General features: G+C 52.8%; 21 protein-coding genes. 16 read left to right on the top strand and 5 right to left on the bottom strand.

From position 1 onward, the window contains the following. Nucleotides 1-56 precede the first annotated feature (56 nt). The 4 genes from L4174_RS05830 to L4174_RS05845 all read left to right on the top strand — a co-directional run bounded on the left by L4174_RS05830 (nt 57) and on the right by L4174_RS05845 (nt 3,927). Nucleotides 57-983: an alpha/beta hydrolase gene (locus L4174_RS05830; protein WP_248141600.1), complete on the top strand. Its 927-nt coding sequence runs from the start codon at nt 57-59 to the stop codon at nt 981-983. Nucleotides 984-1,063: 80 nt separating this feature from the next. Further along, complete coding sequence (locus L4174_RS05835; protein WP_248139478.1) at nt 1,064-1,738, top strand: flavodoxin; 675 nt, start codon at nt 1,064-1,066, stop codon at nt 1,736-1,738. Continuing rightward, the gene (locus L4174_RS05840; protein ID WP_248139479.1) at nt 1,728-2,648 is read left to right on the top strand and encodes an AraC family transcriptional regulator; all 921 of its coding nucleotides are present in this window, start codon (nt 1,728-1,730) and stop codon (nt 2,646-2,648) included. The genes L4174_RS05835 and L4174_RS05840 overlap by 11 nt, the downstream gene beginning before the upstream one ends. A 142-nt stretch (nt 2,649-2,790) precedes the next feature. Next, the gene (locus tag L4174_RS05845; RefSeq protein WP_248139481.1) at nt 2,791-3,927 is read left to right on the top strand and encodes an NADH-dependent flavin oxidoreductase; all 1,137 of its coding nucleotides are present in this window, start codon (nt 2,791-2,793) and stop codon (nt 3,925-3,927) included. Nucleotides 3,928-3,959: 32 nt separating this feature from the next. On the opposite strand, the gene L4174_RS05850 is transcribed toward L4174_RS05845, so the two are convergent. Further along, nucleotides 3,960-4,868 carry an AraC family transcriptional regulator gene (locus L4174_RS05850; protein ID WP_248139483.1) on the bottom strand — a complete coding sequence of 303 codons (909 nt, stop codon included), beginning with the start codon at nt 4,866-4,868 and terminating at the stop codon, nt 3,960-3,962. Nucleotides 4,869-5,234: 366 nt separating this feature from the next. Here L4174_RS05850 and L4174_RS05855 point away from each other — a divergent pair, with 366 nt between their 5' ends. The 4 genes from L4174_RS05855 (at nt 5,235) to L4174_RS05870 (ending at nt 10,689) form a co-directional block, all read left to right on the top strand. Then, complete coding sequence (locus tag L4174_RS05855) at nt 5,235-6,494, top strand: efflux RND transporter periplasmic adaptor subunit (RefSeq protein WP_248139485.1); 1,260 nt, start codon at nt 5,235-5,237, stop codon at nt 6,492-6,494. 13 nt (nt 6,495-6,507) lie between these two features. Beyond that, nucleotides 6,508-9,687 (top strand): efflux RND transporter permease subunit, encoded by a 3,180-nt coding sequence (locus tag L4174_RS05860; RefSeq protein ID WP_248139486.1) that lies wholly within the window; start codon nt 6,508-6,510, stop codon nt 9,685-9,687. Then, entirely contained in the window at nt 9,684-10,031 is a 348-nt protein-coding gene (locus L4174_RS05865) for a hypothetical protein (RefSeq protein ID WP_248139488.1), read from the top strand. The genes L4174_RS05860 and L4174_RS05865 overlap by 4 nt, the downstream gene beginning before the upstream one ends. A 226-nt stretch (nt 10,032-10,257) precedes the next feature. Then, entirely contained in the window at nt 10,258-10,689 is a 432-nt protein-coding gene (locus tag L4174_RS05870; RefSeq protein ID WP_248139489.1) for a MerR family transcriptional regulator, read from the top strand. 55 nt (nt 10,690-10,744) lie between these two features. On the opposite strand, the gene L4174_RS05875 is transcribed toward L4174_RS05870, so the two are convergent. Further along, nucleotides 10,745-11,467, bottom strand: coding sequence for a type 1 glutamine amidotransferase domain-containing protein (locus tag L4174_RS05875; protein WP_248139491.1), 723 nt, complete (start codon nt 11,465-11,467; stop codon nt 10,745-10,747). Nucleotides 11,468-11,691: 224 nt separating this feature from the next. Between L4174_RS05875 and L4174_RS05880 the strand changes: the two genes are divergently transcribed. Then, nucleotides 11,692-12,657: an NAD-dependent epimerase/dehydratase family protein gene (locus L4174_RS05880; protein ID WP_248139493.1), complete on the top strand. Its 966-nt coding sequence runs from the start codon at nt 11,692-11,694 to the stop codon at nt 12,655-12,657. A 125-nt stretch (nt 12,658-12,782) separates the two neighbouring features. Here the strand turns inward: L4174_RS05880 and L4174_RS05885 are convergent, their stop codons facing one another. Continuing rightward, nucleotides 12,783-13,715 carry a LysR family transcriptional regulator gene (locus L4174_RS05885; protein WP_248139494.1) on the bottom strand — a complete coding sequence of 311 codons (933 nt, stop codon included), beginning with the start codon at nt 13,713-13,715 and terminating at the stop codon, nt 12,783-12,785. Nucleotides 13,716-13,808: 93 nt separating this feature from the next. Between L4174_RS05885 and L4174_RS05890 the strand changes: the two genes are divergently transcribed. Then, on the top strand, nt 13,809-14,729 hold the full coding sequence (locus tag L4174_RS05890) for a DMT family transporter (RefSeq protein WP_248139496.1): 921 nt from the start codon (nt 13,809-13,811) through the stop codon (nt 14,727-14,729). A gap of 79 nt (nt 14,730-14,808) precedes the next feature. Here L4174_RS05890 and L4174_RS05895 read toward each other — a convergent pair whose 3' ends face one another. Next, nucleotides 14,809-15,792: an LLM class flavin-dependent oxidoreductase gene (locus L4174_RS05895; protein ID WP_248139498.1), complete on the bottom strand. Its 984-nt coding sequence runs from the start codon at nt 15,790-15,792 to the stop codon at nt 14,809-14,811. A gap of 402 nt (nt 15,793-16,194) precedes the next feature. On the opposite strand from L4174_RS05895, the gene L4174_RS05900 reads away from it, so the two are divergent. After that, the gene (locus tag L4174_RS05900) at nt 16,195-17,007 is read left to right on the top strand and encodes an alpha/beta fold hydrolase (protein ID WP_248139500.1); all 813 of its coding nucleotides are present in this window, start codon (nt 16,195-16,197) and stop codon (nt 17,005-17,007) included. A 92-nt stretch (nt 17,008-17,099) separates the two neighbouring features. Here the strand turns inward: L4174_RS05900 and L4174_RS05905 are convergent, their stop codons facing one another. Then, entirely contained in the window at nt 17,100-18,974 is a 1,875-nt protein-coding gene (locus L4174_RS05905) for a monovalent cation:proton antiporter-2 (CPA2) family protein (protein ID WP_248139502.1), read from the bottom strand. 548 nt (nt 18,975-19,522) lie between these two features. Between L4174_RS05905 and L4174_RS05910 the strand changes: the two genes are divergently transcribed. The 5 genes from L4174_RS05910 to moaE all read left to right on the top strand — a co-directional run bounded on the left by L4174_RS05910 (nt 19,523) and on the right by moaE (nt 22,187). Next, nucleotides 19,523-19,708, top strand: a complete 186-nt coding sequence (locus L4174_RS05910; protein ID WP_248139503.1) for a DUF2474 domain-containing protein — start codon at nt 19,523-19,525, stop codon at nt 19,706-19,708. Nucleotides 19,709-19,889: 181 nt separating this feature from the next. After that, entirely contained in the window at nt 19,890-20,894 is a 1,005-nt protein-coding gene (moaA, locus tag L4174_RS05915; RefSeq protein WP_371929396.1) for a GTP 3',8-cyclase MoaA, read from the top strand. Between the two features lie 12 nt (nt 20,895-20,906). Next, complete coding sequence (gene moaB, locus L4174_RS05920; RefSeq protein ID WP_248139505.1) at nt 20,907-21,425, top strand: molybdenum cofactor biosynthesis protein B; 519 nt, start codon at nt 20,907-20,909, stop codon at nt 21,423-21,425. 44 nt (nt 21,426-21,469) lie between these two features. Continuing rightward, the gene (moaD, locus tag L4174_RS05925; RefSeq protein WP_248141602.1) at nt 21,470-21,715 is read left to right on the top strand and encodes a molybdopterin synthase sulfur carrier subunit; all 246 of its coding nucleotides are present in this window, start codon (nt 21,470-21,472) and stop codon (nt 21,713-21,715) included. 1 nt (nt 21,716) lies between these two features. Further along, on the top strand, nt 21,717-22,187 hold the full coding sequence (moaE, locus tag L4174_RS05930; protein WP_248139507.1) for a molybdopterin synthase catalytic subunit MoaE: 471 nt from the start codon (nt 21,717-21,719) through the stop codon (nt 22,185-22,187). The last annotated feature ends 117 nt before the right edge of the window (nt 22,188-22,304 follow it).

A 22,304-nucleotide genomic window follows, 5' to 3' on the forward strand; every position in this document is an offset into this window, starting at 1 on the left:
ATTGAATCAATCAGGCTCGGTGTTTCGTACCGAGCCTGTACGGAGCGATGAACATGATCAATATTAAACATGTGACTTATCAGAATCTGGGCTGGGAATCTGCCGCAGACTTGTATTTACCCCCGGCATTCGATGCATCCGTCAAGTATCCGGCCATTGTGAGTACGCACCCGATTGGGAGCTGTAAAGAACAAACTTCCGGCAATATTTATGCTGCCGCTCTGGCGGAAGCGGGTTATGTCGTGTTGGCCTTTGATGCCAGTTTTCAGGGCGCCAGTGGCGGAACACCGCGCTTGATTGAAGATCCTGCAATTCGGGTTTCCGATATTCGTTTTGCCATTGATTATCTGGTCACACTGCCTTATGTCGACGAGAACCGTATTGGTGCGATTGGCGTGTGCGGGGGCGGGGCGTATACCATTCATGCCGCGATGACCGATCATCGGATTCGGGCACTGACTTCGATCACCGGGGTGAATTTCGGCCGACTGATTCGTGAGGTATTCAGTGAGTTTAATCCGGTCGGCGCGATGGAGGCCATGGGCAAGCAGCGGACTGCCGAAGCTCAGGGTGCAGCGCGTCATGTGATTGATTATTTGCCGCCTTCAGTTGAAGCGGGCAAGCAAATGGGTCTGAATGATATTGATGTGCTTGAAGCCACGGAATACTACAAAACCGCACGCGGTCAGCAGCCGAACGGCGCGACCAGCGGCCTGTTCTCGTTCAACAGTGCCGCGATGGGCTGGGATGCATTCCTTCATGCAGAAGTGCTGCTGACACAGCCCCTGCTGGTGGTGATTGGCGATAAACCCGGCGGCTTCGGTGCCTATCGTGATGGCTGGGAAATTTACGGTCGTGCGGCTTCGCAGAAGAAAGAGATTTTTGTCGCGGAAGGCTGGTCTCACTACGATTTATATGACAAGCCTGAACCGGTTGCTCTTGCACTGGAAAAGGTCGTGCCTTTCTTCCGGGACAACTTGTAAGTTTCTGAAGAGGTTCAGCTCGGGTGGCCTGATGCGGATTGAAGCGTCAGGCTTCTGCTCAATGAGAGATGTGAACGCTGATGATGAAATGGTTTGTGTTGATATTCTGTGTCCTGTTGCTGGCTGCTTTTCTGGTGCCATTTGTAGTCACCCGGATTGAAAACCAACAAGTTCAGCAAAACCGGATCCGGTTGAAAGAACCGCAGGCTGATGCGACCAACCCTGATAAGGTTGCGGTTGTTGTCTTTTCCCGATCCGGTAATACGGCCGTACTGGCCCGTCATATTGCCGAGAAGACAGGAGGCGCGTTACTTTTCATTCAAGCGGAAGCCTATGCGCCCGGCTTACCGGGGTGGGTCAATGCGATGAAAGACGCTCGAAGCCAAACCGCCGTCATTACGCCGGAATCGATCGATTTGTCTGAGTTTGAAACCGTGTTTTTAGGCGCGCCGATCTGGTTGTACAGTCCGGCGCCGCCAGTCTGGCAGTTGGCCGCAAATACTGAATTTTCCGGCCAGCATATTGTCTTGTTCAATACGTATAACAGTCATTTTGAGCAAAGTTATATTGATGCGTTTGAGACATTGGTGAAGGCAAATGGCGCGCAATCTTTTGAGCATGTTGCAGTGTTACGGGGCCGGATGGGAAGCCAACTGACCACAGAGGAAATGCTGCAGCAGTTTGAGCAGCATAGACTGGTGAAAAGACAGATGAAAAGACCTGATGAAAAAGCAGATGAACTGAATGATGAATGAGAATCACGCGGACTATTTATCGCTGTCTACCAAGCTTGCCGTGCTGGCAGAGCTGGTCGGTAGCCTTGCCCGGGCAGAAGGGGATCACGTCACGACGGTGCCCGGATTGTCGCTGCATCGCTGGAATCAACCGTCTGAACCTTTGCACTGTATCTATACCCTCAGTGTCGCGCTGACCATTCAGGGCGGAAAGCAGGTTTTAATCGGGGATGTGGTACACGAACTGGGTCCGGGCAAGAGCATGATCACAACGCTGGATTTGCCTGTGGTTTCTCATGTGGTTGAAGCCCGGCGTCACCAGCCCTATCTGGGCATTTTGCTTCAGCTGGATATTGCTCAGATTCTGGCTGTGAATACTGAGCTGGATTTATCACGCCCCCATAAAGGGGATATGTTTCAGTCGGTGTCGATTGAACAGGCTGACGCTCAGCTTTGCGATGCTTTTATTCGTTTGCTTCAGTTACCCATGCAACCCGAGATGCAACCGCATCTTGCGCCACTGATTCAGAAAGAGATCGTGATTCGGCTGCTCACCGGGCCACATGGATTGCACCTGCGGCATCTGGTTAGTGAAGGCTCACCCAGTGAGCATATCTCCAGAGCGGTGACCTGGCTGAAACAAAATTTTGTCCATTCATTCAGCATGGATGAGCTGGCGAACCGGGCGCATATGAGTGCTTCCACATTCCGGCAGCATTTCAGGGCAATGACCGGCACCAGTCCGCTGCAATACCAAAAGCAGCTCCGGTTGCAGGAGGCCCGGGAACTGATGCTGAATCAACAGATGGATGCCAGCCGCGCCAGCGCAATGGTCGGTTATGAAAGCGCTTCCCAGTTCAGCAGGGAATACAGTCGCTTGTTTGGCGCTCCTCCTCAGAAGGATATCCGCAGGCTGAGACATAACAGCTAGTCTGTTGTTCGGCATGGCGCATTCGTCGGATCAGGCAAGATCAACGTCAAAACCGGCAAATCTTAACTGAGACAATTCGGTACGCTCTTCAGATGTCTTGTTACGTTTTCAAAGCATGATGTCAGGTCAAGAGAGGTCCCAAGTGTCTGAGCAAACAAAGTCCTTATTTTCTGCGTTTGATTTTCAAAAGCATTTCATCCTGAGAAACCGTGTCGCCTTAGCCCCGATGACCACCTGGTCGTCGAATGTCGATGGCACGATTTCCGAACAGGAACTGGCATATTATCGCCGTCGCGTGAATGGCGTCGGTCTGGCCATCACGGGTTGTTCTCATGTCATGGCCAATGGAATTGGATTTACCGATGAGTTTGCGGCCTGGGATGATTATTTTCTGCCAAGCCTGACCCGGTTGGCAGCTGCGACCAAAAGTGGTGGCGCACCTGCCGTGCTTCAGCTGTTTCATGCCGGCAACAAAGCGGTGCCTGAACTGACACCCAAGGGTGAAATCGTCAGTGCGAGTGAACTGGCTGCTGCACCCGGTCCATTCAATACCGGGCAGCAAGCCAGCCGCGCCTTAACCGATGAAGAGATTCATGACGTGATTCAGGCTTTTGGCGAGGCGACTCGTCGGGCCATCGAGGCCGGGTTCGATGGCATTGAGCTGCATGGTGCGCACGGTTTCCTGATTCAGAACTTCTTTTCACCTCATTACAATCAACGGACCGACGCATGGGGCGGTTCACTGGAAAATCGCATGCGTTTCCCGCTTGCGGTGGTGAACGAAGTTCAGCGCGTGGTAAAGCAGTACGCGCAACGCCCGTTTCTGGTCGGCTACCGGATTTCTCTGGAAGAAGCGGAATCGGGCGGGCTGCGGATAGGCGATAGCTTCGCTTTGATCAACCGATTGATAGAGCAGGGGATCAGTTATCTTCATGTGTCGCTCAAGGATTTGCTGACCGATAAACCCATCGATGATCAGGATGGTCTCCCGACCGCATCGCTGGTGGCTGCGCATGTAAAACAGCGAGTCCCTGTCATTGCCGCAGGTCAGATCAATCGCCCGGAGCAGGCCGAGCAGGCGTTGCAACTCGGCGTGGACATGGTCGCGATTGGCCGCAGTCTGGTGATCAATCCTGAGTGGGTCGAGATGGCGCAAGGCAGAGTGCCGGCTTTTATGCGGGAAACGCTGCCGCGGGATGCGAAACCTGATCTCACAATTCCGGATAAACTCTGGCAGGTAATTGAACAGACGACGGGATGGTTTCCACTGGAAAAATAAGATTGTTGTGTAGCCCCGTTCAGGGGCTACGACTATATCCGGTCTTCCATCGTTGGTTTGTGGCCTCGCAGGCGGCTGATATCTGTCATGGGCGGTATGCCAAACAGCCGGCTGTATTCGCGGTTGAAGTGGGACGGGCTTTCATAGCCGACCCGATAGCTGGCGGCGGAAGCGTCAAGACCGTCCTGCAGCATGATCCGGCGTGCTTCATTGAGCCGGAGCTGTTTCTGAAACTGCAGCGGCGTCATGGACGTCACGGCTTTGAAGGCATTGAACAGGGAAGACTGGCTCATGTGGACCATATCGGCCAGTTCCTGAACCCGGATCGGTTCCCGGTATCGCTGCTGAATCATCTCAACCACTTTGCTGATGCGGTTGGCCTGCGTGTCCCGAAGCAGGAACTGGCGAAGCTGCACACCCGCCGGGCTTTTGAGCAGCCTGTACATGAGTTCCCGTCTGAGCAGCGGCAGCATGACGGCAATATCTTCCGGATGGTCGAGTAACGTCAGGAAGCGTTTGAAGACCGACAGCATCTCTTCATCAGAAGACACGGTTCTGATGCAGTAAGGACATTTGGTGATGGCTTCGGGCGGCTCTTTCATGGCGATCAGCAAATCGGTCAGTTCTTTGAGATCCAGCGCAATGCTGATGCCGATGTAAGGCTGTTCTTCTGAAGCCCGAAGAATTTCGCCGACCACAGGCATCATGACGGGCACCAGTAAAAAATCTCCGCCTTTCAGTAACAGTTCGCGTGCGCCGGCCGTAATGCGCTTTTCACCCTGCACCAGTAAACACAGCATCGGGCTGTAAATGGTCGGTGAACAGGAGGAATTTTCCGTGCTGTGCATCAGCTTTAATTCTGGCAGCACCGTTTCGGTCAGTCCCGGCCCATCAATATGCCGATTCACCAGATTAATTAATTCTTGTTGGGTCGCCGTCATTCCGTCACTCGTCTTTTTCTGTCCACATGCGACTATAGAGTATAAGGCAAGCCTGGGGCCACCGTTTTGTGGAATGACAGCGTTCGGAGGAATAGGCAAGGATTGTGTAGGAACAGGCAAGACTGGCTTTTTGTCAGGGGGTTTATGCAGTATTTAGTGTCTTTGCTCGGTCTGTCGAAAGTGTGTTGATTCTATGGGTGAAAATCCTGCTTTGTAGAAATAGGCAATCATTCCCGAGGTTTCGACAATATCAATAAGCTGAATGAGACATAGAATGTCAAGGTGACATCTGAACCCTGAGAGGTGGTTCGGTCACGACATTGCATTTTTCGAATTCAGCCTATCAACGTCAGAGAGGATTGCCTGATGATGACTTTCAACCGATTTGGAAACCGCCTTCGGGGCGGCATTTCTGTGATTCTGCTGTCCGCCTCCGGGGCAGCAATTGGCAATGAATCTCCGGCATCGCCTCCGCTTCCGCAAATCAGTGTGGCCCCCGTGATCAGCGAGCGAATCACGGAGTGGGACGAATATACAGGCCGTTTGCAGGCGCCTGTGAATGTCGTCCTTATGCCCCGTGTGTCGGGTTATGTGACCGAAGTGGCTTACCGGGAAGGCGACATGGTTCATCAGGGCGATGTGCTGTTCAGAATTGATGATCGCCTGTTCCGTGCGGAAGTCGAGCGGCTGGAAGCTCAGCAGGTCAGTCTGCAGAGTCAGCTGAAGCTGGCTGAAAGCGAGTTCGTCCGGGCGAAGCGGCTGAATGCAACCAAAGCCATTTCCGCCGATGTCTTTGATAATCGTCAGGCAGGGTTACAGCAGGCCAGAGCAGAGCTGGATGCGCTTAAAGCATCGCTCAAACATGCCCGTCTGCAGCTCTCATTTACCGAAGTGGTGTCCCCAATCGATGGTCGTGTGTCCCATGCACAGGTGACGCAGGGAAATTATGTCACCAGTGGTCAGAGTGAACTGACGACCATTGTGTCGACCGAGCAGATGTACGCCTATTTTGACGTCGATGAACAAACCTACCTGAATTATGTCCGGAATCACCTGTTGCGTGTGTCTGACACCACTGAATCCAGCCCGGTGATGATGGCTTTGTCTGGTGATGCCGGATTTTCATATCAGGGTCATATCGATTTTGTGAATAACACCGTGAATCAGCAGACCGGTTCAATCCGGATGCGTGCGACGTTTGAGAATGAAGCACAGGTGCTGATGCCCGGTCTGTTTGCACGTTTACGTCTGGTGGCCAGCAAACCCTATGACGCCATTCTGATTGATGAAAAAGCGGTGGGCACGGATCTCAACCGGAAGTATGTCCTCAAACTGGATGACGCCAATGTGGTGACTTATCAGCCCGTGACCCTGGGTGAGAAAGTTGCCGGATTGCGGGTGGTGCAGTCCGGTTTAACTGCAGCCGACAGAATCGTGGTCAGCGGTCTGCAGAAGATCCGGCCAAGTATGCAGGTGTCACCGAAAATCGTTGACATGGCGACCACAGAACAACTGGCGGATATCCAACGTCTTCAGCAATGGGGCACCGAAGAAAGCTATGCAGAAAACAGCAATGGTGAGGGAAGCCATGTGCTGACCGCCCGCCAACCGACCGACGCACAGTAATCAGGACGCTTCTATGTTTTCACAATATTTTATTCGCAGACCTGTCTTTGCCTCGGTGCTGTCACTGCTGTTTGTCATTATCGGCAGTATTGCGGTCTGGCAGTTGCCGGTCACTGAATACCCGGAAGTCGTGCCGCCGACCGTGGTCGTGAGCGCAAAATATCCCGGCGCGAATCCCGACGTGATTGCCCAGACCGTGGCCTCGCCGCTGGAGCAGGAAATCAATGGCGTGGAGAACATGTTGTATATGTCTTCGCAGTCCACCGCAGACGGCATGATGACGCTGACCCTGACCTTTGCCATCGGCACCGATGTGGATCTGGCGGTGTCTCAGGTGCAAAGCCGGGTCGACCGGGCGTTGCCGCGCTTACCGCAGCAAGTGCAGCGATTGGGTGTGGTGACGGAAAAGTCATCGCCCAACCTGACCATGGTGGTGCATCTGTTCTCGCCGGATGACCGTTACGACATGCTGTATTTATCCAATTTTGCCAATCTCAAAGTGAAAGATGAGCTGGCGAAAGTCAGCGGTGTCGGCTCTGTCCGGTCGTTTGGTGCGGGCAACTTCAGTATGCGGGTCTGGCTGGATCCGAATCAGGTGGCTGCGTTGCATCTGACCCCGGCGGATATCGCGGAAGCGATCCGTCAGCAGAACCAGCAGGCCGTGGCGGGCAGCCTGGGCACGCAACCGGCAACCCACTCGGATTATCAGTTACTGATTAATGTGAAAGGGCGGTTGTCGACCGTTGAAGAGTTTGAAAACATCATCATCCGCGTGGGTGAGCACGGTGAAATCAGCCGCCTGAAAGATGTGGCCCGGATTGAGCTGGGCGCGGATTCCTACGCGCTGCGCTCTACGCTGGACAATCAGGATGCCGCTGCTATCGGTATTTTCCAGGCCGCCGGTTCGAATGCGATTCAGATCTCCAATGATGTTCGCGAGACGATGGCGCGTCTGGCGGAAGACTTCCCGGAAGGCGTGTCTTACGAAATCGCCTATGACCCGACGGTGTTCGTGCGGGGCTCGATTGAAGCCGTGATTCAGACGCTGCTGGAAGCGGTGCTGCTGGTCGTTGCTGTGGTGGTGTTGTTTCTGCAAACCTGGCGGGCGTCGATTATTCCGCTGGTGGCGGTGCCTGTGTCGCTGATCGGTACATTCGCCTTTATGCTGCTGATGGGATTCTCCCTCAATGCACTGTCACTTTTTGGTCTGGTGCTGGCAATCGGCATCGTGGTGGACGATGCCATCGTGGTGGTGGAAAACGTCGAGCGGAATATCAGCGAGGGCTTGTCTCCGGTTGATGCGACGGTAAAAGCCATGCGTGAAGTGACCGGGCCGATTGTTGCGACCACGCTGGTGCTGGCTGCGGTGTTTATTCCGACGGCATTTATGACCGGACTGACCGGCCAGTTTTACAAGCAGTTTGCGCTGACGATTACCATTTCAACCTTCATTTCCGCGATCAACTCGCTGACGCTGAGCCCTGCATTATCAGCGCTGTTGCTGAAAGGGCATGATGCACCGAAAGACTGGCTGACCCGCGGCATGGACCGTCTGTTTGGCCGCTGGCTGTTCAACCCGTTTAACCGGTTCTTCAGCGCCTTGTCAGATGGCTACGGCGTGGTAGTGCGTAAAGTGATTCGTGCCGGTGCAATCGCCGCTGTGGCTTATGTGGCCTTACTCGGTTTGACGGGCTATCAGTTTGCCACCACACCGACCGGTTATATTCCGGCGCAGGACAAGCAGTATCTGATTGCTTTCGCACAGTTGCCGAATGCAGCCTCGCTGGATCGCACCGATGCGGTGCTGAAAAAGATGTCTGATTTGGCGCAGGCGCAGGCAGGGGTTACGAATACACTGGGCTTTCCCGGACTGAGCATCAACGGATTCACCAATGCCTCCAACAGCGGCATTGTATTTGTGATGCTGGATGATTTTGACCAGCGTCAGGATCCGGCTGCCAGTGCGTATGCGATCGCTGCCCGGCTGAATCAGCAATATGCCGGGATTGAAGAAGCCTTTGTCGCGGTCTTCCCACCACCGCCGGTGATGGGCCTGGGCACAATTGGCGGATTCCGGCTGCAGATTGAAGACCGGAACGGGCTGGGTTTTGAGGCGTTGCATCAGGCAACCATGACGGTGATGCAAAAGGCGGCAGCGACGCCAGAACTGGCCGGGGTTTTCTCAGGGTATCAGGTCAACGTGCCGCAGCTGGATATTGAAGTCGACAGAACCAAAGCGATGCAGCAGGGCGTGAATCTGGATATGCTTTTCCAGACGCTTCAGGGCTATCTGAGTTCAACGTATGTCAATGATTTGAATCTGTTTGGCCGGACGTATCAGGTCAATATGCAGGCCGATCAGGCGTATCGTCAGGATGCGACGCAGGTCGGGCAGATCAAAGTCCGGAATGCGCAGGGCGACATGGTGCCGATTGATTCTTTCATCCATGTGAAAGATACCGCCGGGCCGGATCGCGTGATGCATTACAACGGCTTTATGACGGCAGAGATCAATGGCGGTCCGGCACCGGGTTACAGCTCCGGGGAAGCTCAGGCAGCCATCGAGAAAATTTTGGCTGAAACCCTGCCCAGAGGCATGAGCTATGAATGGACGGAACTGACCTATCAGCAAATGATCACCGGAGACAGCAACCTCTATGTGTATCCACTGGTGATCCTGCTGGTGTTCATGGTGCTGGCCGCTCAGTATGAAAGTGTCCGCTTGCCGATGGCGATTATTCTGATTATTCCGCTGACCCTGCTTTCTGCGCTCAGCGGGGTGGTGCTCTACGGCGGTGATAACAACATCCTGACGCAAATTGGCTTTATCGTGCTGGTCGGGCTGGCCACCAAGAATGCCATCCTGATCGTCGAATTTGCGAAAGAGTTGCAGGATCAGGGGTACTCGGTCAAAGAAGCGATTCTGGAAGCCAGCCGGTTGCGGTTACGACCGATTCTGATGACTTCCATTGCCTTTATCATGGGTGTGGCGCCTCTGGTGTATTCGACCGGCGCAGGCGCCGAGATGCGTCAGGCCATGGGAGTTGCGGTTTTCTCAGGCATGATTGGTGTCACCGTGTTCGGACTCTTGCTGACCCCGCTGTTTTATTACCTGCTGGCGAAGCGGGGGCAGAAACAGTCCGGTGAAGCAAAAACGTCAGCCACATCAGAGCTCCAAGAGGCCATAGGATGAATGACTGGCAGGAACCACTCCTCGGCATCCTGGTGTACTGTGTGGTCAGTCTGACGACGGTGCTTCAGTGTGCGCTGTCTCCCGAGCGGCAGTTTCAGCTTGCTGAGGCTGCTCCGGGGGTGCAACAGCAGGATGATGGTGCCTGGACACAGATCTTCGATGCCGAGGCATTAGCGCAGCTGTCGGTTTCGGAAAGGTCGGAGAAAACGGCTCAGCCGTTATGGCAGCCCCCAGGGCTACCGGTTGGCACCGGGGGGATTGATTCCGAAAGTGCGGGTGTAAAAGCGGCGCACTGTCTGAGATCTTCCAATGAAGCAACCGGTGCAGTCAATCTCGTGTTCTGACGCACCGCATATCAGGTCGTAATCCGCTGAATCACTGTGGCGGGGAGTGACCTGATTTTTTGCTCGTGTTGTGCAGAAGGATTGATTGGGGATTGAATGTACACCTGAATGCACTTGATCCGGAAAAGAAGACAAAAGGCATGACGAGGTATCTGTGTCATCCCGGCTTGAGAGTGGTAACCTTTGATTGAAGGTTCAGGTCAGACAGATGAAAAAGGCGGACACGATGAAAATTGGGGAATTGGCGAAACGCACAGGTGTCGCCCCATCCCGCATTCGTTTTTACGAGAGTATTGGTTTGCTGAAGGTGGTGCAGCGCAAGGCAAATGGTTACCGGACGTATCCGCCGGAAGCCGTCCAGGTACTCCATCTGATATTGACGGCTCAGAAAGCAGGATTCAGTCTGGATGAGCTGCGCATGTTATTGCCATCAGATTTAACACGGTGGGACCACGACTCGCTGGTCTATACTCTCCGTGAAAAAATTCGGGACATTGAAGTCTTGCAGCAACAATTGACAGAAAGCAAAGCGCATTTAGTTCAGGTGTTGGCGGAGATAGAAGCCAAACCCGATGATATGGATTGTGTGACGAATGCCGGGCGGGTATTGTCGCAACTTGGTCTGAGTGAACCGATAACGAAAGAGGATAAAGGCTAACCCGCTGTCAAACATGTTGTTTTTCAGCATGAATGTCAGAGAACCCTCCGCTTTTTCAGTTTGTTGATTCCATCTTTGATGAATTTTCTCTGGTTGTCAGCAGCACAGCGACCTGCTTTGCGGTTGCCTGAGCCGATTGCGGATTCTGACCGGTGATCAGCCGGCCATCCATTTCAACTCGGGCTGTAAATGGCAGCCAGTTTTTCCGGAAGCGTGCACCGCGCTGCTTCATTTCAGATTCTGCGTTGTAGGGCATTTTTTTCGCAACGCCCGCGAGAATCTCTTCCCGCCAGGAAAAGCCTGAGATGCGCCGTGCTTCGACCAGCAGCGTACCGTCTGACAGCTTTGTATTGAGCAGCCCGCAGTACCCATGACAGACGGAGGCAACAACACCGCCGTGGTCGTAAATGTCACGCGTGATCTTCTGCAATCCGTCGTGATCTGGAAAGTCCCACATGGCGCCATGGCCGCCCGTAAAGTAGATGGCATCAAAAAGCGCCGGATCGATGTCTTCGGGTGTGGCGGTGTTTTCAAGCAGTGCCATCCGATGATGATCGGCCAGCCAGGCTTTGGCTGTCGCGTCCAGATTCGGCCACTTGAGGGAACGAGGGTCCAGTGGTGCGTGCCCGCCCATGGGGCTCACAATGGCCTGTTCGAATCCATATTCTGCAAAAACCTGCCATGCGTGGGTGAGTTCTGACAGCCAGAGGCCGGTTGGCGTTGATGGGTCTGCATAGTGTGTGGTGTTGGTGACCACGTGAAGAATTCGCCGGGCCATCTCTGATGCTCCTGTTCTGGCGGGTTAACATTGATGAAAGGCATCATCACTTGCTGAGTATCGGGATATTTGCAGCTTAAGGTTAAAGCTCACTTGAAGGTCAAGTCTTTCATCCGGTTGTGTGCTGCGCCGAAAAGGGTTCAGCATAACCATTGACATTCAAGTGAACTTTAACCTTAGGATTCCTTCATTGCAGACATCGACAGTTGAAGGAGTACGAAGGTATGCAAACGATATTAGGGGCAAACGGCCAGATCGGCCGAGAACTGGCCGTGAGTCTGAAGCAGGATTTCACCCCGGATATCCGGCTGGTCAGCCGGAACCCGCAACCGGTGAATCAGACCGATCAGTTGCTGAGTGCCGACTTGCTTGATCCGAAAGCTGCACAACGGGCGGTTGAAGGTTCAGACATTGTGTATCTGACTGCCGGGTTGCCGATGGATACACAGCGCTGGATCACGCAATGGCCGGTTCTGATGCGGAACGTTATTGAGGCGTGTGCGCAGCAGGGAGCGAAACTGGTATTTTTTGATAATACCTATATGTACCCGCAGAGCAGTGCAACGCAAACAGAAGCGACCGAATTTCAGCCGGATGGTCAAAAAGGTCAGGTACGGGCATTAATAGCCACGGAACTGAATGACGCCATTGCGCAAGGCCGGGTGGAAGCCATGATTTGCAGGGCGCCTGAATTTTACGGTCCGGGTAAGACGCAGAGCATTACCAATTCGACAATCCTCAGTCCGCTGAAGCAGGGGCAAAAGGCTCGGGTGTTCCTGCGCGACGATACGCTGCGCAGCCTGATTTACACGCCAGATGCCAGTCGTGCAATGGCGCTGCTCGGCAATACGCCGGATGCTTTCCAGCAGACCTGGCACTTACCCTGTGACGACAACCGTCTGACTTACCGTCAGTTCATTGCGCTTGCTGCGGACATCATGGGTGTGGAAGGACGTTACAACGTGGTGAAACACTGGCAGCTCAGGCTGGCGGGATTGTTCAACCGTACCGTGCGGGATGCGGCCGAGCTTTTGCCCCGCTATGGCGAGGACAACATCTTTATTTCAGACAAATTCAAGGCTCGTTTTCCTGAGTTTCAGGTCACGACTTTCCGCGAAGGACTGACGACTATTCTGCAGGAAGGTACGCTTCAGAAAGACACGCAGCAGAAAGGCACGGGCCATGCGTGAACCGTGCGCGACTGGTGATTGCCTCCATAAAGGGGATACGGAGGAAAAATGCACGAAGCATCGTCTTGTGCTGAATCCGGAATGGGTGGAAGTTGCACAGGACAATGCATCCGAGCTGATTGGGTTCACTCGTGTATGGCCTGCTTATCCGGCTGATGCGCCTTGCCCGTTTGCCCGAACCGTGCCATCACGAAAGCGACAAATAACCGCACCCGCATCGGCAGATGATCCCGGTCTCGGTACAGCATAAATAAAGTCCGGGGTTTGCTGCGCCAGTCGGGCAGTACACGGCTGAGTTCGCCCTGTTCAATCATGGGCAGGGCGTAATAATCGGGAATGTAGCCAATCCCCAGACCCGCCTGAATGGCGTGGGTCAGCATCCGAATTTCATCAACTTCCATACGAATGGCTTTGGCAGGCTGGTGGTCAAACGTCTGCCCGTTTTTCAGGTGCGCCAGCTGCCAGATGTTCATCGGATGGCAGAGAATGGAAGGATGTTCGCCGAGCATGTCAGGGTGCGTGATGGTCTGTACCGGATAATTCGGGTGCGCACAGACAATAAAATGGATATCTTTCAGAGGCCGGGCAATCCAGTTTTCGACCACTGGGGTGCCAACCCGGAACACAACGTCCATGGCCTGCGCTTCAATGTCGATCAGGGTATTTGAAAACTGCAGATCAAGCTGGATCTCCGGATACTGCTGTAAAAATTCTAAAAAGATGTCGCGCAGAAACTGTGACCCGGCATTAATGGGAGCACTGATGCGAATTTTCCCTTTGGGTTCATGCTTATCCCGGTGCAGATCTTCCCCGATATCACTCAGCTCATCAAATAAGGTGCTTGAGCGTTCAAAATACTGCTGGCCGGTGTGGGTCAGTGAGACACGGTGGGCATCCCGGTTCAACAGCCGCAACTGAAGATCGGTCTCCAGCTGACGGATACGCCGGCTGAGGGTAGACAAGGGCATGCCGAGGTTTTCTGCGGCCAGTTTGAAACTGCCCAGTCTGGCAACTGAACAAAAACAGCGCAGATCGTCGAGAGAGTAGTTAGATTTCATTTTTGAGATTTACTGTCTTAATTTTGCCTGTTTATCCATATACTGAAACTAATAGACTATCGATTATCTTCTGACAAGTCATCTGGAGAAACGATGAACTCATCTTCAACAATGAAAGCGGTTGTCCTGCTCATTATCTGCAGCTTTTTTTGGGGCAGCTGCTTTCCGATTGGTAAACACGCTCTGAATGAAGTGCATGCGCTGACCCTGGTTTTCTGGCGATTCACCATCGCGGCGGCCTGTCTGGCGCTTTATATTCTGGTCATGGGTTCTGAACGGTTTAAATTAACCGCAAAACAATGGGTCTGGGTGATTGCCGTGAGTGCAGTCGGGGTGGGGGGCCTAAATCTCGGCCTGTTTACCGGTCTTGAACATACGGCGGCAACCAACGGTTCGCTGATTATGGCGCTGAGCCCGCTGATGACGGCACTCATTGCCTGTGTGGCGATGCGCACGTTGCCAACTCTTCTGCAATGTCTCAGCCTTGTGGTGAGTTTGTCCGGCGTCCTGGTGGTGATCACCAATGGTCATCTGGATGCGCTGTTCAATATGCAATTCAATCAGGGCGATAAGATGATTTTCTGCGGCATGTTTGCGTGGAGTTTTTACACCTACTGCAGTCAGGGAATCAGCCGCTGGATGCCTGTCATCCCCTACACATTCGTCGGGATGATCAGTGGTGCCACTGTGATTGGGCTGATGTGTCTGGCGACCCCGGAAGTCCGTCCGTTTGCAGAGTTTTTCAGCAGTACTTCTGTAGGTATGACGGAAGTCGTTTATATTGGTGTCTTCGGTACAGTGGCCGGATATTTGTTGTGGCTGAATGGTGTCCGGGTCCTGGGTTCCCCAACGGCAGCGCTGTTCTTCAACTTTGTGCCTGTCTTTGCGGTCTTTACAGCTTTTCTGATGGGGCAGCCGGTGACACCACTGCAACTGATCGGGATTGCCGTCGTGATTCTTGGCCTGCTGCTGCCAAGGCTGCTGACGTTCCGGAAAGCCGCTCGCGTGGCCTGAGTCCGATCGTTTCTGTCTTCATTTCTTTCAACAAGTGCTCCCGCGATTGCGGGAGCACTGGATCAGGTGGGGGGAAAATTCAAAGCTCCGCCAGCAACTCATACGATCGCAGCTTTTTCTCCTGATCAAAGATCAGGGCATTCGCCATAATCTCATCAGCTTGTGTGCGCTCGACCAGATCCATCAGACGACTGCGAACGGTTTCGGGATCACCGTGGATCGACTCCCGCAACTGGTTTTCAATCTGCAGTTTCTCATGGGGCAGCCACAGGGATTCCATGCTCCAGACCGGCGGCGGGATCTTGCCCTGAACGCCGCGGATCATATTGAGGAATTTTTGCTTCTCGGTGGTCCCCAGATACTGTGCTTCCTCATCGGTGTCTGCCACAATCACGTTCACTCCAATCATCACATAAGGTTGCGACAGCTGTTCGGAGGGCTGGAAATGATCGCGATAGATTTGGATCGCGCTCATCATTGCATCCGGCGCAAAGTGTGAGGCGAAAGCAAATGGCAGCCCTTTGATGCCGGCCAGACGGGCGCTGTAAGTGCTGGAGCCCAGCAGCCAGATCGGTACTTCGGCATTGGAGCCGGGACAAGCTTTTACCGGTTGGTTGGGCGAGACCGGACCCATGAAAAATTGCAGTTCTTCTAACAGTTCATCAAAGTTCGGATCCATGTGTTCCGGGTCACGTCTCAGAGCATGCATGGTGGGATAGTCAGTACCCGGCGCACGGCCCAGCCCCAGATCAATCCGGCCCGGATACAGGGCTTCCAGCGTACCGAATTGTTCGGCAATCACCAGTGGCGCATGGTTGGGCAACATGATCCCACCGGAACCCAGCCGAATTGACGAAGTTTTGGCACCAATATGGCTGATCAACACCGATGTTGCAGCACTGGCGATGTCTGGCATGTTGTGATGTTCAGCCAGCCAGAACCGTTTGTAGCCCCACTTTTCGGCATGCTGCGCTAAAGAGACGGAACGCGCATAAGTTGTTGAGAAATCGGCGCCTTCAACAACAGGCGCTAAATCCAGGATTGAGCGTGGCGGTAGTGTCATGGACCCTTCTTTCAGATTAATGATGCATGAATGTCAGACTATGCCCGTTTATTTGAACCGGGTAAACGGACAGAAAAATGCTTGGTTTGAAATAGGGGATGCACTTACAGGCGGAATGTTTTCCGTGCAACAAGAAATCTGTTATTGATATTTAACCTATTGTTTTTAAAAGGTTGATTGCGAGAAGGAATGTTTCTATAGTGCTGGCCAATTCAATCAGGTTATTCCATTCAGCGATGTAGCCGATAATTTTGAATCCAATGGAAATTCATGGCTTATCCATGTGTTTCATTTCAATCACCACTGTTGATTGGATGTGGTAAATCGCGTGAATGACTGAAATGAATGCTCATATTGAACCAGTGGAGACAGGCAAATGACAAAGTATGATCAGGAAGGTTCATGAAGAGAACAGTCAAGTTATCTCATTCAAGAGTTTCGTATACAGTCTATTTGCCTGAGGAAAAGAAAGAAGATGTGCTGACCCCGCTGGTTTTCTTGCATGGCACAAACAGCGACGGTGAGTCCAGCTTTGGCCAGATTCATCCCCGGTTCAGTCTGAACCGGAAAGTCATTATTCCGGATTATGCTGGCTGTGGTGACTCCACACTTCCTTGTGGCGGCATCACGGTAGAAACATTAGTCGATCAGGTCGTTGCGATTTTAGATGATTACGGCGTCAGTCAGGTTGATCTCGTTGGGCACTCTCTGGGTGCGGTGGTTGCAGCGGCACTCGCTGGCCGACACCCGGCATATGTGAACCGACTGATTCTCAGCTCACCATGGTGTGATTCAGATGATCCCCGGCATCAGCTGATTTTTGGTACGTGGAAGGCGTTAGAGGAATCCAACACCAGGCTGTCGATGTCTTTTGCGCTGAGCCATGTCCTGAGTCCGGCATTTCTTTCCCAACTGGGGAAAGAGATGATTGAGAAGATATGTCATCGTGAAAGTGCAATGAATACCAATCTCAGAATTGAACTGGGAATGAATATTGATATTCGTCATTATCTGGAAAATATTCATGCAAGAACGCTGGTGATGGGGATGTCTCACGATACGCTGATTCCTGCAAAGATGGTTCAGGATGTTGTGAGCCGAATTAAAGATTGTGAACACGGTGAAGTAGAGAGTGGTCATGCGGTTCAGCTTGAAAATCCATCAGCTTGGTCGCATGAAATTTCAAGTTTTTTAAATCGAAACATAGCCGACTGATTCAACATGAAAGGGTAACTTCTGCATATACTGGATATGCAGAAGTTTGGTTTTAAAATGGGTTATTCAGGCCAAAATAAGCATCAGTGTAATTAAGACTCATGATTTGATTCATGATTCGAACGCTCAAACGCCATCTCTTCTTTGATTCGATCTTCAAATTGCAGGAAGAGTTTGAGGTAGTTATTGTCGAACCGCTCACCGCCGCCCGATTCGCCCAGCCATGCTTCATACAGGCTGGCAGACAGCTCTTCCGTTACCCGTTTATAAGCCAGCTTCTGTTGTTGTGCCAGCCGGGGCGGATAACCCAGTTCCCTCAGGGCTGCACCGCCGATTTCCAGTGCGGAATGATACGTTTCGGCTTCAATCACATCGGCACCGGCCTGACGGAGACGATACATGTGTCCCCGGTCATAGGCCCGGGCCAGCACTTTGACTCTGGGGTAACTGTGTTTGATGTATTTCACCAGATTGATGCTGCTTTCCGGATTGTCCATCGCAATGACTACCATGGCGGCCTGCTCGATCCCAGCGGTGTGAAGCAGGTCGTGACGGGTGGCATCGCCGAAATAGGCTTTGGTATTGATTCTTCGCATGGTGTCGATAATGGATGACTGGTGATCCAGCACCACAGTTTTGACCCCATTGGCAATCAGCAGGCGGTTGATAATTTGGCCGAAACGGCCAATCCCTGCGATGATGACGGTGCCTTGTTCATCGATGTTGTCCGCTTCCCGTTCATTCGAGGACTGTTCAAAGCGGGGCAGAATCACTTTGTCGAACAGAATAAACAGTCCCGGTGTCAGCATCATTGACAGGGCGACTACCAGCGACAGAATCTGAGCCAGTCCGGGGGGCAGTACATGGTTCTGCACGGTAAAACTGATCAGCACAAAACCGAATTCACCGGCCTGCGCCAGACTCAGGGTAAACAGCCAGCGGTTGCTGTTCCGGATGCGGAAGATGAAAGCCAGCATATACAGCACAAAGGCTTTTAAAGCGATAACCCCCAGCGTCAGTCCAATGACTGTGAAGAATTTACTGAACAGGATGTCAAAGTTGATCCCGGCGCCGACTGTAATGAAAAACAAACCCAGCAGCAGACCTTTGAACGGGTCAATATTGGATTCGAGCTCATGCCGGAATTCACTGTTGGCCAGGACCACGCCCGCCAGAAAGGTGCCCAGTGCCGGAGAGAGTCCCACAAGACTCATCAAAATTGCGACACCTAAAACCAGCATCAGAGCTGTGGCCGTGAAAATCTCACGTAAGCCTGAACTTGCCACAAACCGGAACAAGGGTCTGCTGAGATAATGACCGCCGATCACCACAAAGGCGATAGAAGCGGTAATCACCAGACCATAAGCCCAGCCGGGCAAGCCCGCGACAAGACTCAGTTCTTCATGATGCTCTGCGGCGGCAGCGGTTGCAGCCTGCGCCTGTTCAATTAGTTCCGGCAATGCCAGTAAGGGCAGCAGCGCCAGTAGCGGGATGACGGCAATATCCTGGAACAGCAGGACAGAAAAGGCATTTTTACCGCCTTCCGTTTTACCGAGTCCTTTTTCATTGAAGGTTTGCAGGACGATAGCGGTGGATGACATCGCAAGGATTAGCCCGATCGCCAGCGCCAGTGTCCAGGGCAAGTGAATCAGGATACCAAAGCTGGTAAAGGCGAGGGCAGTCAGACCGATTTGCAATCCGCCGAGTCCGACTAATCGGTGGCGCATGGCCCAGAGCGATCTGGGCTCCAGCTCCAGACCGACCAGAAACAGCATGATCACGACCCCGAACTCGGCAAAATGCTGAATGGTTGTGGTTTCTTCGCCGACAAGACCAACCACGGGGCCAATCACGATACCGGCGATCAGGTAGCCGAGCACAGAACCTAACCCAAAACGCTGTGCAAGCGGCACAGCAATGACGGCAGCAATCAGATAAATAAAGGCATAGATAAGGTATTCCGTCATGTTTTTTCCTTGAACAGCAGCGGTGTCAGCAATTCAGTGTACGAGTCGAAAGCTATGCTTGCCCGATGATTCAGCGGCGTCACAGACAAGCACGTCTTTTGAGTGTAGAGCAGATAATTTAAGCCTTTTTTTCTCAAGGGGCTACGGGTTCCGGGGGCTTTTTCGCAACTGATTTCATCTGCCCGGTGTTGAGCGCAGAAAATCAATTTCAGGCAAAACTGGCGGCTTGGTTTGGGAAGTCGGGTTCGGGGAGTTGGGCTCGGAGTGTAGCGTTCGGGGTTTGAGCTTCGGTGAGGATTACCTGCAAGCGGGGAGGAGGCGCAAAATCATTTCTCTGGAAATAATTTTCTGGGCAATGGCTGCTGTTCACCGAAGAAACAGAAATGAATTCAGGGATATTCATTGCTTCATCAATGCGGTCTATGAACCCATTTATAACAGTGATTTGACGCGATAATCCGGGTCTCTAAAATGATAAATAAATCGATAATATCTGATCTTGTTTTCAATCAATATTTCATCAGTTTTTGATGAAAGGAGTAACTGAGATGAAACTATCAGTGGTTCATACCGAACATTCTGAAGAGATAAAAAATACCCCCCATTCAACAGAACATGGCTGGAAACGCTGGTTCTGGATGGCTTACCTGTGGGCGGGCAGTGTGCTGGCTCTGGCCTTAATTGCCAGTTTGATCCGGATATTCATGATGGCTGCCGGCATGAAAATGCATTGATGACTCTGTGCTGAATTCAGCCCTGATTTGCAACCCGCCGGAATCAGGATATCGATAGTGTTTTCGATGGAAAGGATATTATCCATATCTTGATTTCTTCCATTCCGCCTGTTCACTCTTTTCAGCATCACAGAAAAGGGAAAAGGAGGGGGCCGTGACTGCGCCTCATTTATTTCAGACACTGGATCAAATCGTGCCGGTGGCACAGTTTGAAGATACATGGCAGCGCCAATTTTATTATCTGCGCTTGTCCGTGACGGATGTGTGTAATTTTCGGTGCACTTATTGTTTGCCGGAGGGTTACCGGCCCGGTCACGTCAAGAATAAAAGCTTTCTGACACTGGATGAAATCCGCCGGGTGACCCGGGCGTTTGCCATGGCCGGGACAGATAAAGTTCGTCTGACCGGCGGCGAACCGTCGTTGCGCCGCGATTTTATCGACATTATCGCCGCGGTCCGTGAAAACGAATCTGTCCGGCAACTGGCGATGACGACCAATGGTTACCGGATGGCCCGGGATGTTGCGGCCTGGCGAAAAGCGGGTCTGACATCCGTCAACGTCAGCCTCGACAGTCTCGATGCCCGTCAGTTTTATGCGATCACCGGACAGGACAAATTTCATCAGGTCATGGCCGGAATTGATGCAGCCTTTGATGCCGGGTTTGAAAAGGTCAAAGTGAATACTGTGCTGATGCGGGATATCAATCACCATCAGCTAAAGACATTTTTAGAGTGGATTCGTCTCCGCCCGATTCAGTTACGCTTTATTGAGCTGATGGAAACCGGGGATGGCGGCGATCTGTTTCGCAGGCACCATATTTCCGGGGACGTCATTCGCCGCCAGCTCACCGAGATGGGATGGCAGTTGCAGCCGCGTGGCCGCAGCGATGGCCCGGCACAGGTTTTCTCACATCCGGATTATGCCGGAGAGATCGGCCTGATCATGCCTTATGACACTAATTTTTGCGCCAACTGCAACCGTCTTCGGGTTTCGGCCGTTGGTCAGCTGCACTTGTGTCTGTTTGGCGATCACGGCGTCCCGCTTCGCGATTTACTGGCGTCTGATGATCAGTTGCCTGAGTTACAGGCACGTATCGCCGATAGTCTCGGACAGAAAAAACAAACGCACTTTTTACATCAGGGGAATACAGGGATCACGCAGAACTTATCGTTTATCGGTGGCTGACAGGAGGCAACCATGGGCAAAACTGATTCTTCATTCATGCCGGTCAGTGTGGCTGTACTGACGGTGTCCGATCACCGGGATGCCCGCAATGACACGTCCGGCGATTATTTCCGGTTGGTCAGTCGTGAAGCCGGACATCAGGTGGTTGAATCGCACATCGTCCCGGATAACAAATATGCGATTCGTGAAATCGTGTCGCGTTGGATTGCAGGCAATTCGGTGCAAGTGGTGCTGGTGAATGGCGGCACAGGATTCAACGCAAAAAATTCGACGCCGGAAGCGCTGCAACCATTGTTTGACCGGGACATTGCGGGGTTCGGGGAAGCGTTTCGTCGCCTGTCCTGGGACGACATCGGTACCAGTACGTTACAGTCCCGCGCGCTGGCTGGCCTGGCGAACGGGACACTGATTTTTGCCGTGCCGGGCTCAACCGGTGCCTGTCGTCTGGCATGGGAACAGCTGATTGCCCCGCAATTGGATGCCCGGACGCGTCCCTGCCAGTTTGTCCCGCATCTGAAGCCGGTGGAATGATGAAACCGCGGATACTTCAGGCTATTGTGTGATTTGGAGAGATGATGATTCACGTTTTATTTTTTGCGCAGGTCCGGGAACTGACCGGATGTGATGCGCTGCAGTTGGATGCTCACTACGACAGCGTCGAACAACTGAGGGCTGCGCTGGCTGAACGGGGCGATCGCTGGGCGCTGGCGCTGGAGAAAGGCAAGCTGCTGGCGGCAGTAAACCAGACGATGGTACCGTTCGATCACCCGCTGAAATCCGGGGATGAAGTGGCTTTATTTCCGCCGGTGACCGGAGGCTGAGATGTTAAACCGAATTCGGGTCTGTCCAGAAGCTTTTGATATCCGGACAGAACATGACTGGCTGGCCGCTGATGATCAGGATGGTGCCGTTGTCACTTTCCTTGGCAAAGTCCGACATCTGAATCTGGGCGATTCAGTCAGTTCGCTGACGCTGGAACATTACCCCGGCATGACGGAAAAAGCATTGCAGCAGATTGCCGGGCAAGCCCGGCAGCGTTGGGCACTGAACCGTATCACTATCGCCCATCGCATTGGAAAGCTCGGCGCAGGCGAAAACATCGTCCTGGTTGGTGTAAGCAGTGCGCATCGCGGGAACGCCTTTGCCGCTGCAGAATTCATCATGGATTATCTGAAAACCCGGGCTCCTTTCTGGAAACGGGAATCGACGCCGGCTGGCGATCGCTGGGTTGATGCCCGCGACAGTGATCATCAGGCAGCCGCACGCTGGACAACGGCCAGCGAATCGCACTGAAAAAGAAACTGACTCAGTTACCTTCCGCTCTCTCACTTTTTGGAAAATACGCACATCATTTTCCCGGCGCCTTGTCTGAACTGACAGGCGCCGATTTTTTTCGTTCTCCTTTTTTCA

Origin of the sequence: Photobacterium sp. CCB-ST2H9, from assembly GCF_023151555.2 — a bacterium.
GTDB lineage: Bacteria > Pseudomonadota > Gammaproteobacteria > Enterobacterales > Vibrionaceae > Photobacterium.